Origin of the sequence: Nocardiopsis sp. RV163, from assembly GCF_001029525.1 — a bacterium.
In the GTDB taxonomy this organism is placed as follows: Bacteria; Actinomycetota; Actinomycetes; order Streptosporangiales; family Streptosporangiaceae; genus Nocardiopsis; species Nocardiopsis dassonvillei.
On the sequence record NZ_LEKI01000010.1, the window covers coordinates 12,676 to 28,558 of the forward strand.

At 71.6% G+C, this 15,883-nt stretch carries 16 protein-coding genes and 1 pseudogene; 2 read left to right on the forward strand and 15 right to left on the reverse strand.

Annotated elements, in window-relative coordinates:
• The first annotated feature begins 104 nt into the window (after nt 1-104).
• Nucleotides 105-710 (forward strand): malonic semialdehyde reductase, encoded by a 606-nt coding sequence (locus tag ABD54_RS03405; RefSeq protein WP_047867974.1) that lies wholly within the window; start codon nt 105-107, stop codon nt 708-710.
• 123 nt (nt 711-833) lie between these two features.
• Here ABD54_RS03405 and ABD54_RS03410 read toward each other — a convergent pair whose 3' ends face one another.
• From ABD54_RS03410 to ABD54_RS03435, 6 genes are all read right to left on the reverse strand, one after another.
• Nucleotides 834-2,501, reverse strand: a complete 1,668-nt coding sequence (locus ABD54_RS03410; RefSeq protein WP_047867975.1) for a PP2C family protein-serine/threonine phosphatase — start codon at nt 2,499-2,501, stop codon at nt 834-836.
• A complete protein-coding gene (locus tag ABD54_RS03415; protein ID WP_047867976.1) occupies nt 2,498-3,547 on the reverse strand; it encodes a SpoIIE family protein phosphatase in 1,050 nt (349 codons plus the stop codon). Before ABD54_RS03415 ends, ABD54_RS03410 begins: the two co-directional genes overlap by 4 nt.
• Nucleotides 3,544-3,978 (reverse strand): anti-sigma regulatory factor, encoded by a 435-nt coding sequence (locus tag ABD54_RS03420; RefSeq protein WP_047867977.1) that lies wholly within the window; start codon nt 3,976-3,978, stop codon nt 3,544-3,546. The genes ABD54_RS03415 and ABD54_RS03420 overlap by 4 nt, the downstream gene beginning before the upstream one ends.
• Nucleotides 3,975-4,370 carry an STAS domain-containing protein gene (locus ABD54_RS03425; RefSeq protein WP_047867978.1) on the reverse strand — a complete coding sequence of 132 codons (396 nt, stop codon included), beginning with the start codon at nt 4,368-4,370 and terminating at the stop codon, nt 3,975-3,977. Before ABD54_RS03425 ends, ABD54_RS03420 begins: the two co-directional genes overlap by 4 nt.
• A 12-nt stretch (nt 4,371-4,382) precedes the next feature.
• Nucleotides 4,383-5,270: an STAS domain-containing protein gene (locus tag ABD54_RS03430; protein WP_047867979.1), complete on the reverse strand. Its 888-nt coding sequence runs from the start codon at nt 5,268-5,270 to the stop codon at nt 4,383-4,385.
• 115 nt (nt 5,271-5,385) lie between these two features.
• Nucleotides 5,386-6,510, reverse strand: coding sequence for a PP2C family protein-serine/threonine phosphatase (locus tag ABD54_RS03435; RefSeq protein WP_047867980.1), 1,125 nt, complete (start codon nt 6,508-6,510; stop codon nt 5,386-5,388).
• Between the two features lie 286 nt (nt 6,511-6,796).
• Here ABD54_RS03435 and ABD54_RS03440 point away from each other — a divergent pair, with 286 nt between their 5' ends.
• A complete protein-coding gene (locus ABD54_RS03440) occupies nt 6,797-7,222 on the forward strand; it encodes a MarR family winged helix-turn-helix transcriptional regulator (protein ID WP_047867981.1) in 426 nt (141 codons plus the stop codon).
• 253 nt (nt 7,223-7,475) lie between these two features.
• Here ABD54_RS03440 and ABD54_RS28780 read toward each other — a convergent pair.
• From ABD54_RS28780 to ABD54_RS03480, 9 genes and pseudogenes are all read right to left on the reverse strand, one after another.
• Nucleotides 7,476-8,059 (reverse strand): annotated as a pseudogene (locus ABD54_RS28780) (IS30 family transposase); the annotation flags it as partial.
• Between the two features lie 23 nt (nt 8,060-8,082).
• Entirely contained in the window at nt 8,083-8,949 is an 867-nt protein-coding gene (locus tag ABD54_RS03445) for a glycosyltransferase family 2 protein (RefSeq protein ID WP_047867982.1), read from the reverse strand.
• 302 nt (nt 8,950-9,251) lie between these two features.
• Entirely contained in the window at nt 9,252-10,022 is a 771-nt protein-coding gene (locus ABD54_RS03450) for a CDP-alcohol phosphatidyltransferase family protein (protein WP_047867983.1), read from the reverse strand.
• Complete coding sequence (locus ABD54_RS03455) at nt 10,000-11,049, reverse strand: iron-containing alcohol dehydrogenase family protein (RefSeq protein WP_047867984.1); 1,050 nt, start codon at nt 11,047-11,049, stop codon at nt 10,000-10,002. Before ABD54_RS03455 ends, ABD54_RS03450 begins: the two co-directional genes overlap by 23 nt.
• A 5-nt stretch (nt 11,050-11,054) precedes the next feature.
• Entirely contained in the window at nt 11,055-11,786 is a 732-nt protein-coding gene (locus ABD54_RS03460) for a sugar phosphate nucleotidyltransferase (RefSeq protein ID WP_013154871.1), read from the reverse strand.
• 33 nt (nt 11,787-11,819) lie between these two features.
• On the reverse strand, nt 11,820-12,551 hold the full coding sequence (locus ABD54_RS03465) for a DUF5941 domain-containing protein (RefSeq protein WP_047867985.1): 732 nt from the start codon (nt 12,549-12,551) through the stop codon (nt 11,820-11,822).
• Nucleotides 12,548-13,507 carry a hypothetical protein gene (locus ABD54_RS03470; RefSeq protein ID WP_047867986.1) on the reverse strand — a complete coding sequence of 320 codons (960 nt, stop codon included), beginning with the start codon at nt 13,505-13,507 and terminating at the stop codon, nt 12,548-12,550. Before ABD54_RS03470 ends, ABD54_RS03465 begins: the two co-directional genes overlap by 4 nt.
• Before the next feature lie 207 nt (nt 13,508-13,714).
• On the reverse strand, nt 13,715-14,602 hold the full coding sequence (locus tag ABD54_RS03475; RefSeq protein ID WP_047867987.1) for an ABC transporter ATP-binding protein: 888 nt from the start codon (nt 14,600-14,602) through the stop codon (nt 13,715-13,717).
• Nucleotides 14,602-15,450, reverse strand: coding sequence for an ABC transporter permease (locus ABD54_RS03480; protein ID WP_047867988.1), 849 nt, complete (start codon nt 15,448-15,450; stop codon nt 14,602-14,604). The genes ABD54_RS03475 and ABD54_RS03480 overlap by 1 nt, the downstream gene beginning before the upstream one ends.
• Between the last annotated feature and the right edge of the window lie 433 nt (nt 15,451-15,883).

Below are 15,883 nucleotides of genomic sequence, written 5' to 3' on the forward strand. Positions count from 1 at the left end.
AAGCTCTCTAGGAAATATCTTCCTCGTCAACAAGTGTTGTGGTCCGTGTCGGAGCCGACTCCGCACGGCCCCCCGCCACACCACGAGCACGACCGAGGAAACACATGACCGACGCGCTGGTACTCGACAAGGCGGCCCAGGACCTGCTCTTCCGGGACGCCCGTACCGCCAACAGCTTCACCGACGAGCCGGTGACCGGGGAGCAGGTCCGCGCGATCCACGACCTGGTCAAGTACGGGCCCACCGCCATGAACAACCAACCCCTGCGAGTCACGGTGGTCCGCTCGGCCGCGGCCCGCGAGCGCCTCGTGCCGCACATGGCGGGCAACAACGCGCCCAAGACCTCGACGGCGCCGCTCACCCTGATCCTGTCCGCGGACTCCGACTTCCACGAGCACTTCCCGAAGACCTTCCCCGTCGCGCCCGACGCCCGGGACAACTTCTCCGGGATGCCCGTCGAGGCCCGCGAGAGCACGGCCCTGCAGAACGCGTTCCTCCAGATCGGCTACCTGCTCCTGGGCGTGCGCGCGGCCGGCCTGGCGGCCGGGCCGATGACCGGCTTCGACGCCGAGGGCGTGCGCCGCGAGTTCTTCGGCGAGGACTCCACGCTGCGGCCCCTGGTGGTCATGAACGTGGGCAGGCCGGGCCCGGACGCTTGGTTCGACCGCCTGCCGCGCCTTGAGTACGACGAGGTCGTCACCGAGGTCTGACCGGCGTTCCCGTCGGCCGCCGGACCCGAGGGGGCGCACGGCCGCCGGACGGGACAGCGTGTCGGAGGGCCGGGCGCCGAGGGGGCGCCCGGCACCCTCTGCGCGCGCTGACCCGGGCAGCCGCTACCCGTCCCGTTCGGCGGCGAGGAAGACCAGCAGGCACACGTCGTCGTCGCAGTCCTGGTACTTGACCATGACGTCCAGCAGGTCGTCGGCCGCCCTGTCCGGGCCGTCCCGCCAGTACGGCGGCCCCCCGAAGCCCTCCACCAGGCGCGCGATCCCGTCGTCGATGGACTCCCCGCGCCGCTCGATCAGGCCGTCGCTGTACAGCAGCAGCGCGGCGCCCGGAGGCAGTTCGACGGTGTGGTCGGTGTAGGTCAGCTCCACCGGCAGGCCGAGCATGCCGCCGGCCGACAGGGGGACCGCCTCCGCCCGGCCCTCGCCGTCGCGCCACAGCGGCGGCGGGTGCCCGGCCCCGGCCATCACCACCTCGGGGTCCCCCGGCCGGAATCGCACGATGACCGCGGTCGCGAACAGGTCCGGTTCGAGGTGGCACAGCAGCCGGTGCAGGCGCTCCAGCAGCACGGCCGGGCTGCGCTCCTCCAGCGCGTACGCGCGCAGGGCCGTGCGCAGTTGGCCCATCATCACCGCGGCGTGGATGCCGTGCCCGGTGACATCGCCGACCACGCCGATGAACTCGCCGTCGCCCCGTGAGAAGACGTCGTACCAGTCGCCGCCCACGTTCATCCCGCGCGTGGCGGGCAGGTAGCGGGCCGTCATCTCCATCCCCGGGGTCTCGGGCAGCTCGGTGAGCATGGCCCGCTGGAGGGTGGCCGCCGTGTCGCGCTCGCGCTCGAAGCGGCGCGCGTTGTCCAGCGAGGCCGCCGCCCGGCGCGAGAGTTCGACCAGCACGACCTCGTCGTCGGCGTCCAGGGGGTCGGCGCGGCGCAACAGCAGCACCCCGAGCAGGCCCGACCCCGTGATCAGGGGAAGGGCGAGTTCTCCCTCCTCCGCCAGGGCGTCCGTCGGGTGCCGCCGGGCCGCGGCCAGGAGCACCGTCTCCGGCACGGCGGCCTCACGCTCCTGGGAGTCGCACAGGCCGCCGTCCTCGTCGGTGAGCCACACCTCGACGGAGTCGGCGCGCTCGGGCACGAGCAGGTCCCGAAGGCGGGCGAAGATCTCCGCCTGGTTCAGGGAGGTCATGAGCCGCGCGCTGGCCGTGGAGAGGAACGTGAGCCTGTTGCGGGCGGCCTCGGCCTGGTCCCGGGCCGAGCGCTCGGCCGCCAGGAGTCTGCGCTGCTCGTCGCTGGCCTCGGCGAGCTCCGCGTGCAGGGCGAGCACGCCCTGGTTGGTCTCCTCCAGCTCGCGCTGGTGCCACGCCAGCTCGCGTGCGCGTTCGGCCGCGACGGCGGCCACCCTCCCCGCGCGTTCGGAGGTGCGCAGCAGTTCCTCCGCCAGGAGTTCGGCGTCGGCTCCCCCGGGGCCCCCGCCCGCCGCGGCTCCCGCTTCGAGGGGCTCGCGGAGGGGCAGGTCGGACTGCCACCGGCTCTCTCCCGCGCCGTCGCGGACGGTGGCGCGCAGCACGAGCCCGTCCTCGGACAGGTCCACCGCCAGCGCGGCCGGGCCGCCGGGCCCCGCCGCGCGCAGCGCCCACGAGGAGGCGTCGTCCAGGAACTCCAGTTCGGCCTCGTCCCCGGCGCACGCGGCGTCGAGCACGCGCGCCACGGCCGCGCGTGCGCGCGCCGCGTCGACCGCGCCGCGGACCCGCAGGTCGAGCAGCGGTTGCGTCATCGTCCTCCCCTGTCAGGGCGTACGGTGTGCGTGACCACGGCGACGCTGGTGTCGTCGCGCAGCGGACGGGCTGCGCTGCCGGAGTCCCGGAACACCACTCCGGCCACGACCGCGGCGTCGTGGCCGGACAGGGCCTCGACGCCCTCGGGCTTCCATCGGCTCGGCACACCGTCGCTGTGCAGGATGAGCATGTCCCCCGGGGACCACCCCCTCCGCGCCGGGACAGGCGTGCGCAGGGAGAAGGCCCCGACGATCCCGGGCCGGGAGAGCAGTGTCTCCCAGCGCCCGTCCCGGTACAGGCGCGCACCGATGTTGCCGACCCCGCAGAAGGTGAGGCGGCCCCGGGGCTCGTCGATCTCGACGATCGCCACGGCCGCCCCGCGCGTGCGCCGCAGGGCCTCGTGCAGTCCGCGCAACAGGATGTCGGGGGAGCCCCCCCTGCTGCCCGTGACGAAACGCGAGGCCACGTCGGCGGCTTCCGCGGCGGCCTCGCCGTGTCCGAGTCCGTCCGCGAGCATGACCGTGCGCAGACCCGCGCCGCTGCGGAAGGCGAGGGCGTCTCCGGAGAGCTTGTAGCCGCCCAGGGGGACGTGGATCCCGCCCGTGGCGGCGCGCGAGGTGAACAGGTCGCGTTCAGCGGGCCGGGCGAACCTCGCCACTGCCACCGTCCCCCTGCCCGGACTGCTCTGGGCCTCGAAGAAGTCGGCGGCGCGCGCGCACGCGCCGAGCCCCGAGCCCAGGGAGTCCTCGGACGTGGAGAAGCCGTCCCGCATGGCGCGCGGGAGGTCGGGGATGCCGGGACCGTGGTCCAGCGCGAGGATCTGCAGGGCCCGGGCCGTTCCCCAGGGCTCCCTGGCCTCCTCCGCCACCAGACGCCCGCCGCCGGCGTACCTGCACATGTTGGTCGCCAGTTCGGACGCGGCGAGTGCCGCGGCGTCCGCCGCGGCCCTGTCCAGACCGAGGCCGAGCGCGGCCTTCCGGACGGCCCCGGCCGCCTCGGACACGTGCGTGGCGTCGGTGACCGCCAGGTCCCAGACCCTGGTCATCGGGCTCCGCGTCCGTAGGGATCGGCCCAGGAGGTGATGGTGACCCTGGTCCCCCCTTCGGGAAGGTTCTCGATCTCGAACTCCTGCACGAGGCGCTTGGAGCCGCTCAGGCCCATACCCAGGCCGCCCGCGGTGGAGTAGCCGTCGGTCAGGGCCGTGTCCACGTCGGGGATCCCCGGCCCGGAGTCGACGAAGGACACGCGCAAGCCCTGTCCCGTCTGGCCGTGCACCACGCGGATCTCGGTGGATCCGCCCCCGCCGTGCAGGAGCGTGTTGCGGGCCAGCTCACTGGCCGCGGTCACGAGCTTGGTCTGCTGTACCAGGCCGAATCCGGTCTGCTGTGCCAAGGCACGAACCTGCTGACGGACCATCGTCAGGTCGGTGTCCCTGCGGATGGGCACGTGGATCGGCTCCGCGGAGGCCTGGCTCACGTCGCGCCCCGCTCCGGGTGTTCCCTGCGTTCGATGGTGACCCCGAAGCTGGCCGCCGCCTCGGTGACCGTCCGGGCGGTGTCCATGCCCGGCAGGGTCAGACCGAGCTCGACCAGGGTGATGGCCACCGCCGGGCGCATGCCGACCAGGACGGTCCTGGCCGCGAGGAGCCGAGAGGAGGCGGCCACCTCGGCGAGGACCCGTGCGAGGAAGGAGTCGACCATGTCGAGCGAGCTGATATCGATGATGAGTCCGCGCGAACCGGTGTCGGACACCGCGGCGGTCACGTCGTTCTGGAGGTCCACCGCGGCCTCGTCGGGGAGTTCTCCCTGGATGCTCACGAGCAGCAGTCCGCCGATGTCGAGGACCGGGATGGTGGGAGGGCTGGTCACGTACCTTTCCAATCAGCTCTCGGGGCCCTTGACGGACGACGCCTTGCTCTGTCGCCGCTCCAGGGCCCACTCCAGAGCGTCGGCCAGGCTGGCCCTGGTGGTGACCGGCCCCAGGTCCAGGCCGAGCTGGACGATGGTCTGGGCGATGGCGGGGCGGATGCCCGAGATCACGCACTCTGCTCCCATGAGCCGCGCCGAGGCGACGGTCTTCATCAGGTGCTGGGCCACGAGCGAGTCCACCGTGGACACTCCGGTGATGTCCAGGATGGCGATGGTGGCCTTGTGCTCGACGATGGCTTCCAGGAGGTTCTCCATCACCACCTGGCTGCGGGCGCTGTCGAGCATGCCGATCAGCGGCACGGCGACGAGGCGGTCCCAGAGCTTGACGACCGGGGTCGCCATCTCCAGGAGCTGCTGGCGCTGGCGCTGGATGATCTCCTGGTTCTCCTGGAGCATGCTCTCGACGACCATGACCCGCAGGGTGGCGAACAGGGTGAGGAGCTGGACTCGGATGTCGCACAGCTCCTCGGGGCCCGTTCCGGGGGCCTCCGCGACCAGCAGTTCCATCGCGGCCTCGCCCAGGACGCCGACCTCGCGGTCGACCTGCGCGGTCGACAGGCCCGACCTCGCGCGCGAGGCGGTCATGGCGACGAGCTGTTCGCGGACGGGGTGGAAGCCGGGGGCCTCCAGGTCGTCGACGCGCCCGCTCTCGGCGACCACCGCGAGGGAGTCCACGACGGCGTGGCACGCCTCGACGGCCTCGTCCCGGGTGACGGTGAACACCGTCTGGAAGAGGGGCAGGTCGGCCCAGCGCTGGGCGATCTGCTCCCTGCGGCGCCGGAGGAAGGCGGACACGATCCGCGCGCCCGACCCTGAGTGGTCGGATGCTCCGTCAGTCATACATCTCCTCGTGGTCCTGCGGGTCGCTGGAAGGGGTCAGTACGTTGTTTGCCGCGTGGCAATTGTCTACCAGATGGAGGACTGGTGGGAACGGGGACCGAAGGGGGCGCCGTGCCTACTCCGGTTCGCTCCGGCCCCGCCAGTCCAGGCATACCACCAGCGTGTCGTCGGCGGACTCTGTCCCGTCCTGGTAGTCGGCCAGGTGGCGCAGGACCTCCTGGGGGACGGACGAACTGGGCACGAGCCTGGTGGCCAGGATGGCCAGGGTCAGGGCCCGGGTTCCGAAGCTCTCCCCCTCGGACGGCCCCTTGGCGTCGAACACGCCGTCGCTGACGAACACCAGCCGGTCTCCGGGCTCGACACGGAAGCTCTCCGCGGTGTACACGGTGTCCTCGGCCATGCCCATCGGGAGCTGGGCCTCGAAGGGGACCTGCTCGACCCGGTCGCCGCGCAGGCGGTAGAGGATGGGTGATCCGGCGTCGACCGCCTGCACCTCCCCTGTGTCCAGATCGAAGCAGAGCAGGAGCACGTCAAGGTAGCGCTGCCCCCGGTAGTGGGCGTAGACGGCCTTGTCCGCCAGGGCGACCTGGTCGGCGAGCGAGATACCGCCGCGGCGGGCGTTGCGCAGGGCGTTGACCCCGAGACTGGTGAGCAGCGAGGCGTCGATGCCCTCGCCCATGCCGTTGGTCACGCCCAGGGTGAGCCGGTCCGGCGCGGCCGCCCAGTCGAAGTTGTCACCTCTTATGGAGTAGGCCGGTTCGAGCTGGGCGCCGATGCTGTACTCGGGGCACTCGAAGCCCCGGCCCGGCAGCAGGTCCCACTGGATCTCGGCGGCCAGGGTGAGGCGGTCCCTGCGGCGCAGCGCCCGGTAGACGTCGGTGTCGCGCTCGGCCACGAGGATCTCGTGACCGAGCAGCGTGGCGATCCTCTCCAGATCGGCGAGCACGTCCGCGGGGCAGTCGTTCGCATTCAGTTCGACGGTGAGAACGCCCAGCCGGTCGCCGCGGGCGCTCACCGGCAGGTGGACGGTGACGCCCTCGGTGCCGAAGCTGTCCTCGACGAAGGTCTCCTGGGCGCCGAAGACCCTGCCCACGACGCTGTTGAAGACGGAGTGCTCGACCGCGTACTCGCCAGGCGAGTCGGGGACGTGGCAGAGTACCTTGAGTCCGTAGTCAGCGAGGAAGAGCTCGGCGGACGCCACCGCGTAGCCCTCGGAGAGGACCGCGCGGAGGACCGTCATGAGCCGGTACGGCTGGGCCTCGCGAAGGGACCGGGCTACGGTCTCGTATCTGTTCACTGGAACGACCTGTGTTTTCTGTGCCGATTGGAGAAGTATCCCGCACACCGGCACGGGTACGGTCGGCGGGCGCGGAACGGGGCGTTCCGTTATGGTCGTAGAGTTACCCCATTTCCGATGCCGGATGGGTACAGCTCACGGACGCGACGTGTGAGAGTGGAAAGTGAGTCCTGAATCGCAGGAACCGACAGCCGAAGCAGCCCGTGCGGCCTCCACCGTCACCGAACTCATGGAAGTGCTCTGGGGGCGCGGCCGTGAGGTCGCCTCCTCACCGGTCTCTCCTCCGCAGCTCAAGGTCCTCTTCATCCTCGAGGAGGAGGACGGCGTGAACCTGCGTACGGTGACCGAGCGCCTGGGTTCCACCCCTCCATCCGTCAGCAGGCTATGCGACCGCCTCCAGGCGGTCGGCTTCGTGAACCGGACGCCGAGTCCGAACAGCCGTCGCGAACTGAGGCTCTGGCTGAGCGAGAGCGGCCGGACCTTCCTGCGCGACCTGAGAGCCCGGAGGGAGGCCGAACTCAACGAGGTCATCGCCCGCATGCCCCCGCGCAAGCGGGTGATGCTCCTGGAAGGGCTCATGTCCTTCCGCGAGGCGGCGAGCCGCTCCGAGGAACGCTCCGACAGCTCCGAACAGCCGGACTTCCGTACGGCCTGAGCCACCGGCGCGGACCGGGCGGGCGGTCCGGCGCCGCGCTTCGGTGGAACCCGGCGCACCCGCCCTGCCCTGGGCAGCCGCTGCCTCGGGACGGACTTCCCAACCGAAAACAATGCCGCCAGAGTCAACTATTGTCAAGCGGCAACAGTTTTCCGACACCGCACCGAGCCCCCGCCCGCCGTTTGGCGCACACACGCGAGAGGGGCCGGCCGCGCACCCGCTTGGGTTCTAGTGGTCGTTGCAACACCGATAATTAGTTGCTCGCTTGGAGCAGCTTAGCGAGGCGCTCGGCTGGGGTATCCCAGCCAGCCGAGCGTTTTGCGTGGGCGCCCGTTGAGCTGGACCGCCACCGCCTCCAGGTGCTCGAGTGAGTGCACCGGCAGGTCCGTGCCCTTGGGGAAGTACTGGCGCAACAGGCCGTTCGTGTTCTCGTTGAGCCCCGCTGCCAGGGGCTGGCCGGGCCGCAGAAGTAGACCGAGATGTCGGTGGTGGTGGTGGTGAACGCCCGGTGAGCAGCCATCTGCGAGCCCTGGTCCCAGGCCACCGAGCGCGCCGGATGCCGAGGCAGGGTCTGGACCGTCGCGGCCAGGGCATCGCGCACTTGCTCGGCGCTACGCCCGTGGGGCAGGTGCAGCAGCATCGTGTACCGGGTCGAGCGCTCCGCCAGGGTTCCGATGGAGAGGCGCCGCCGGAGCCGATGATCAAGTCGCCCTCCCGGTGGCCGGGCACCGCCCGATCCTCGACCTCGGCCTGGCGCTCGCTGATCATCACCATCGGATGCGCGAAACGCGGTTGGTGCTGCTGCGCCCGGCGGCGGGGCTTGCGGCGGGCACGGCCCGCCGCCGGGGTCGGCCGGGGGCTCAGATGATCGGCGGGCGTCCGGCGCGGGTCATCCTCCACGCGGTCGACCAGCTGATCGGGGTGCGCTGACCGGCCTCCTCGCGCCAGCCCTCCCGGAAGCCCCCGAACCACGAGCGCAGGGCGTCGCGGTCGCGCTCGCGCAGCACGGTCAGCCCCACCCAGGTGCCGAGGTAGGCCGCCGCCAGTGGCCAGGGCAGGTTGCGGCGGGCCAGCCACACCCGGTTGCGGGCGTTGAGCCGGTAGAAGTTCTCGTGCCGGGTCGGCGCCACCGCCGGGTGGTACATCACCGCGTCGGCGTCGTACTCGATCCCGTAGCCCGCGTCCATGATCCGCCAGGCGAGGTCGGTCTCCTCGTGCGCGTAGAAGAAGTCGCCCGGCAGCCCGCCCCCGGCTTCGAAGGCGGTGCGCCGGATCGCGCACGCCCCGCCCAGGAACGTGGTCACCACGCTCGACTTGCGGGAGTCGCCCACGCGCAGGCGCGGCACGTGGCGGCGCTGGTCGGGGCCGCCGTCGGGGTCGGCGATGCGGAAGGACAGCGCGCCCAGCGACGGGTCGGCGGCGAAGCGCTCGCGCACGTGGCGGGCCAGGTCCCTGGAGCGGTACCAGCCGTCGTCGTCCAGGAAGAGGATGATGTCTCCGCTGGTCGCGCGCACCCCGTGGTTGCGCCCCTCGGGGATGCCCACGTTCTCCGGCAGGCGGACCCGGGTGACGCCCTCGGGCAGCTCCGGCAGGTCCGCGCCGTTGCCGACGACCACGACCTCGACGTCCGCGTCCTCCTGCTCGAACACGCTGGTGATGGCCCGGCGCAGCTCGGCGGGACGGTTGCCCATCGTCAACAGGACGCAGGACAGGGTGGGCGCGGACACCTGGGGGCGGCTCCGTTCGGCTCTGGGCGCTGGGGAGACCGTCACCTCCGGCTTCTCCGGGCTCGGTGAGGACGGAATCACGGGTGTGGCCATGGTTGCGACCGTTCAGTGGACGAGGTGTTACTGCAAGGTTGACACACGGCCAACGATCGCAGGAACAGACTAACGAAAGAATAAAGGGAAGGTGGACGGGACCGTGGACAGGGTAACCTGCACGGCCCCGTTCGTGACGTCAACGTCATCGGCGCGTCGTTCGTGGCGCTCCGAACCGGTTCGGGCCGGGTGCGCCCGAACTGTCCGCGCTATTCGAGGCGGCGTGAGGCGAGCACGCTCACGAAGTGCGCGAAGCTCATCAGCACGCCCACCGCGGCGCACGCCGCGACCAGGAGCCGGGTGGCCGCCAGGTCGCCGAGGAAGGCGTCCACCACGGCCGCCACCACGACGATCAGGGACAGTTCCACGGCCTGGATGAGGCGGTGCACCATCAGCGCCGAGGCCAGGCGGCGGGCCAGGCTCAGGCCGGACGAGCGCGGACGCATCGCCTCGTCCGAGACCTTCTCGGGCAGGCCCGCCTTGGCGCGCGCCACCACCACGTTGTCGGTCTCGGCCTTGATGAGCGCCACGCCGATCGCCGCGGCCATGCCCAGGATCACCCAGCCGCCCGCCTCCCACTCGCCCTGGGCGCGCACGCCCAGGCCGACGAGGAGCGCGATCTCGGACACGTAGTGGCCGATGCGGTCCAGGTAGATCCCGGCCACGCTGGTGCGTCCGGTGTAGCGGGCCACCTCGCCGTCGGAGCAGTCCAGCAGCAGGTACACCTGCACGAACAGCGCCGCCGCGATCGCCGACCACAGGCCGCCGAAGGCGACCACGACCCCGGCGAGCACGCCGAAGGCCATCATCAGGTAGGTGATCGGGTTGGGGGGGACGCCGAGCCGGACGAAGAACGTGGTCAGGTACGGGGACAGGTCGCGCATGTAGAGGCGGCCCGCCCAGTGCTCCTCGTTCGTCCTCTCCTTGATGCCGGCGGGCTGGCCGCCCGCGCGGACCTCAGCGACCGACGGCTTCGACATAGTCCTTGACGCTCCGTCCGATCTCGTCCTCGGAGAGGTTCAGGTGTTCCAGGATGGTGAACCGGCCCGGACGGGTGTCCGGGGCGTGGACCACCGCCCGTGCGAACTCCGCCTCGTCGAGTCCGACGTCGGAGGGCACGACGGGCAGCTCGTGGCGGATCAGGCAGTCGCGGATCTCGTTCATCCGCGCCTCCGACCAGTCCAGGTGCCGCACCCGCAGGAAGGACGCGTACAGCGCGCCCAGCCCGGCGAGCTCGCCGTGGTTGCTGGTGCCCGGGTGGAGCTGGGTGACCGCGTGCAGGATCTCGTGGCACGCGCCGCTGGCGGGGCGGCTGGAACCGGCCACCGACATGGCCATGCCCGAGAGCACCAGGCCCTCGGCCAGCACCGTGAGGAAGGCCTCGGACTCCACCGAGTCCGGGCGGTGCAGGACCGCCTCGGCGGCGACCCTGGCGAAGGTGACGGACATGCCGTCCACCGGCTCGCCGTTGACCCGGCCCGCCAGCTCCCAGTCCTCGATGGCGGAGATGTTGCTGACCACGTCGCCGATGCCCGAGCGCACCAGGTGCGAGGGGGCCGCCCGGACGTAGTCGACGTCGATGACCACGGCGATGGGCATGGTCACGCCGATGGAGGGCTTGCCGCCCTCGTGCTCCAGCGAGCTGACCGGCGAGGCGATGCCGTCGTGCGCCAGGTTGGTGGCCACGGCCACCATCGGGATCCCCGCCATGGTGGCGGCGAACTTGGTCACGTCGATGGTCTTGCCGCCGCCGATCCCGGCGACCGCCTCGTAGGCGCCCGAGCGGAGCTTCTTGCCCAGCTCGGTCGCGGCGTCGACGGTGCCCTCCTCGACGTGGAAGACCTCGCAGTTGGGCAGGTCCAGCTCGGAGGCGATCTGCGCCCCCTGGCCCGGGCCGACGGCCACGGCGATGCGGCCCTCGGTGGCGATCCTGCGGTCGGCGAGCAGCGTCCCGAGGGAGGCGACGGCTCCCCGGCGCACGTCGATCGCCAGCGGGGAGGGGAGCATGCGGGCTAGTAGCGGCATGCGATCTCCCTCGCCTTGGCCAGGTCGTCGTGGTTGTCGACCTCGACCCAGTCCACCTCGCCGATCGGCGCCACGGCGACCTTCTCACCGCGGTTGACCAGCTCCTGGTAGCCGTCCTCGTAGTACAGCTGGGGGTCGCGCTCCCAGGTGGCCTTGAGGGCGTCGGCCAGACGGGCGTCCAGGGAGCCCTCGATGAGGGTGGCGCCGATGTACTCGCCCGCGGCGGTGGCCGGGTCCATGAGCTTGGTGATCGTGCGCAGGTGGCCCTCCTCGTCGAGGGTCACCTTCATCTCCTCGTCGGCGAGGCTTTTCACACTGTCCACCGCGAGGAGCAGTTCCGGTCCCCGCGCTGCGAGTAGCGTTTCCTCGACGCTCACGGGGTGAACCGTGTCGCCGTTGACCAGGAGGACGCCCTCGGAGAAGAACTCGCGCGCGGTCCACAGGGAGTAGGCGTTGTTCCACTCCTCGGCCTTGTCGTTGTGGCTGAGGGTGAGCTTGACGCCGTGGCGCTCCTCCAGGGCCTCCTTGCGCGCCTCGACCGCCTCCGCGCGGTAGCCGACCACGACGACGACGTCGGTCAGCCCGGCCGCGGCCAGGTTGCGCAGCGAGATGTCCATGATGGTCGTCTCACCGTCGACGGGCACCAGCGCCTTGGGCAGGGTGTCGGTGTAGGGGCGTAGACGGCGCCCCGCGCCTGCGGCGAGAACCATTCCGAGCATGAGGGCGTGTTCCTCCTTAGTCGGGGAGGGCTCTCACGCCTCCCCGTTCGTTCCGGCGGCCGGTTGGCCCCCGTCTGCGTGGCCTGGTCGGGGGATCCGCGGATCCCCCGGGTCCGTGTCGCCCTCGCCGGGGGCGGCGCTGGCACGTACGTCGGCCACCGGTGTCGCGCTCCAGGTGCGCACGGCCTCGCGGACGAGCAGCACCGCCAGGTATCCGGCGAGTATGCCGTAGGCGGGGGCGAGCGCGTGCAGCGCTCCTCCGACCGCGATGACGAGCATGCGGCCGTCCCAGCCGAGGGCCGCGGCGCGCACCCCTGCGGGGCGGGCCGCGCCGACCTCGGGACGGGCCACGTCGTCGCCGTGGTGACAGGCGACCGCCATCAAGAGTACGAACACCAGTGGACCCGGTACACCGGACGCCAGCCCCAGGACCGCCAGGTATCCGTACTCGGTGACGCGCAGGACGGGTGGCACGAGCCAGTCGAACCGTCCGTCGTGGGGATGGCCCGAGGCCAGTCCGGACAGTAGCAGGGCAGCGACCGGTGCGAACAGGGTAATGCCTGCCAGCCGTCCGTGGCCTGCCGCAAGGAGCGTTCCGACGACCAGGAGTCCGGTGAGCGCCGTGAGCAGGGGCGGCGCTCCCCCCGGGGCGATCCGGCCGAGCAGCAGCGCCATGTGACTGTCATCACGAAGAAATCGCAGTTCGGGACGGATCGGGTCGTACCTGCCCCGGGTCGGCGCCCCCCGCGCGGCGCTCGCGTTCACCGTCGGCTCCGCGCGGGATCGGCGAGTTGGGCGGTGGCCGCGACGACGCAGCCGACGACGAGGGTGACGAAGGCGACGCGCGCGTCCCAGAGCGTGGCGGTCACCGCGATGGCCAGGAAGCGCGCGGGTTGGGGGAAGTCCGCGATCCGGCGCAGGGGCGAGGGGGCGGCGCGGTCGCCGGTTCCGGCGTCGGCGCGGTCCCGGTCGCAGGCCCCGTTCGGGGAAGCCCCGGGGCGGGCCCCCTCCCCGGGGCTTCCGTGCGAGGGGGTTCCGCGCCCGACGGCCCCGTTCACCGGGGCGCCGTTCGCGGGGACGGCGTTCACCGCGTGCCCGTTCACCGCCGCCGCGTCGGCGCGGGCCCCGGCGGGGGCGCGGACCGGGCGCGAACCGCCCGTTGTGCCGTCGACCACAGTGGCGCCGAACAGTCGCGCGGTCAGACCGGGATCGCTGGCGCGCGGCCCCTGGGGCGGACGGGGCGCCAGACCCCCCAGGAGGCCGCCAGCGGGCCCCTGGGCGGACGACGGGGGTCTTCTTCGGTCCGGCACCGGCTCGGAGACGGCCGGAGCGGACCCGGCCGCCAGGAGCGAGTCGCGCAGGGCCAGGGCGACGAGCGCGCCCGCGGCCCACCCCCAGGCCCCGCCGATCCCGGCGGCCGCGGCGCCCGCCGCCAGGCCGAGGTAGACCGCGTACTCGCGCAACTGCGACAGCATCGCCGCGAGCCACAGGGTGAGGGCGTCGTGCCGGTCGGCACGCATGCGCTCGCGGACCGCGTCGCAGAACAGGACCGCGCCGAGGAAGGCCGAGCCCGCCAGGCCGCCGACCGCGTCGGCGCGGGAGAACCAGACCGCCGCGCCGACGGCGCCCAGGACTCCGATTCGGGCCATCCCGGCACGGGTGACGTGTCGGCGTTCGAGCATCCGCGCGGCCAGCCGCGCCACGGTGCCTCTGCGGGCCATGGACGTGTCCTCTCCCAGCTCTGATGGGAGACACCGTTTCTCACTCCGAGTAACGGTTCAATCACTGACACACGCGGGGGTCGTCGCGACGGGACGGGACGGCGCGGGCTCCTGTCCGGACATGCGGTGAAACGCCGGACGCGCACCGCCGGACGGACTCCGGTGGTGCGCGTCGGTGCGTCAGCGCGTCAGGCGGGCCCGGGCGGCTCAGGCCGCCTGGCCGCCGTCGCCGCCGTCGTTGTCGGCTTCGGCGGCCTTCCTGGCCTTGTCCTCCGCGCGCTTCTTCTTCTCGGCGTCGCGCTTCTTGCGCTCCTCGATCTCCGCCTGGGTGTCGTCGTTGTAGGCGGCGAGCGCGGCGTCGATGTCGGTGTCCAGGGCCAGTCCGCCGTCCTTGACGTAGAGCCCGCGGTTGCAGAACCGGCGCAGGTCCCTCTCGCTGTGCGACACCAGGACCATCGTGCGCTGGTTGGCCAGCATGCGGTCGATGGCCTCGTAGCACTTGCGCTTGAAGGCCTTGTCGCCGACCGCGAGCACCTCGTCGACCAGCATGATCGGGTGCTCCAACTGGGAGATCAGCGCGAAGCCGAGCCGGACCTTCATGCCGCTGGAGTAGTGGCGCACCGGGGTGTCCACGAACTTGGGCTTGATCTCGGCGAAGTCGACGATCTCGTCGAAGCGCTCGTCGATCTGCTTCTCGGTCATCCCGTGCAGGGAGCCGACGAGGTACACGTTCTCGCGGCCGGTCAGGTTGTCGTTGAACCCGGCGCGCAGCTCCAGCAGCGGGGCGACCTTGCCGTGGACGTGCACCTCGCCCTCGTCGGGGATGAGCACCCCGGCGATCAGCTTGAGCAGGGTCGACTTGCCGGTGCCGTTCTTGCCCACGATGCCCACGCACTCACCGCGTCCGATCTCGAACGCGACGTCGCGCAGCGGCCAGAACTCGTCGCCCTCGGCGTTGGGGTCGCGCTTGGTGCCGTGGATGAACATCTCGCGCAGGCTGCGCTTGCGCCGGCGGTTCACGGCGAACTTGACGCCGAGGCCCTTGGCCTCGATGACCGGACCGGTGGTCCCGGCGCCGTAGGTCGTCTGCGCCATCACAGCTCCTTCAGGACGGACATCTCCAGACGGCGGAACGTCCAGTATCCGATGATCAGCATGAGGACCGAACCGACCACCGACGAGGTCAGCGCGAGCGCGCTCGGGGTGAGTTCGTCGAACCCGGCGAACCACACGGCACGGTGCATCTCGAAGATACCCAGCAGCGGGTTCAACTGGAAAAGTGTCTTCGCCCACTCCGGGACGCTGGGCTCGGTGAGCACCAGCGAGGCGGGGAAGAGGACCGCCGAGCCGTAGAACAGGATGCGCGAGGCGATGCGCACGAGGCGCTCGACGTCGCGCAGCAGCACGTTGACCGCGGACAGGAACAGGGTGAGGCCCAGGCCGAAGACGAACTGGAGCACGACGGCCAGCGGCAGCCACACCAGCACACCCTCCCACGAGGGCCTGCCGCCGAGGAAGACCACGAAGAGGATCAGCACGGGCCAGGTGAGCAGGTACTCGACGAACTTCGTGCCGACCGTGGCGATGGGGAAGATCTCCCGCGGCACCTTCATGGTGGTGATCAGCTTGGCGTGCGTGATCATCGCGCGGGGGGCCTCGGACAGGATCGCCCCGAAGGTGTTCCAGGGCAGGATCCCCGCCACCAGGAACAGCAGGAAACCGCCCTGTGCCAAGGCCTCCGGCGGCATACCCCGTTCGGCGTTGAGGATGACGCCGAAGACGACGAAGTAGACCATGGTCAGAGCCAGCGGCTCCAACATCGTCCACGCGTACCCCAGTACGGACTGCTGGTACTTGACCTTCAGGTCGCGCCGGACCAGGAGGCCGACGACCTTCCGGTGCTCCCAGACGGCCAGCGCCCTTGACGCCACCGCCACCTCCAAGGGTTGATGTCTCCGTCCGGCCCACGCTGAGGCCGGACGGGCGTGCTCGTACTCGCCTGTGCGCACCGGCCGACATACGCGGTCCACCCCGTACGGAGTACCGAAACGGGGGAGCGTGTCCGGGCGACCGGGGGATGTCACGGACCGCGCCCGGTTCAACGACCGCTTCTGGGAGGAGGTCGGCACCGGGCACGCCATACAGGCGTCCATAGGTTACCGCTGCGAACGACGGGCCGTGCCACCCCTCCTGTCACCAATGCGCGTTTTGTACCTTCGCCCAGGGAGGCAGGAAAAGGCGTGCGGAGGCCGCGCGGAGGGCGGAGCGGCGTGTGGAACGGACCGCCGCGCCGGTCGGGGGCGCCGTTCGGCGGGCCGTCGGCTAGCCTCGGCCGGGAGCGCACCGGGCCGCGGAGGGCGCGGGACCACGGGCCGC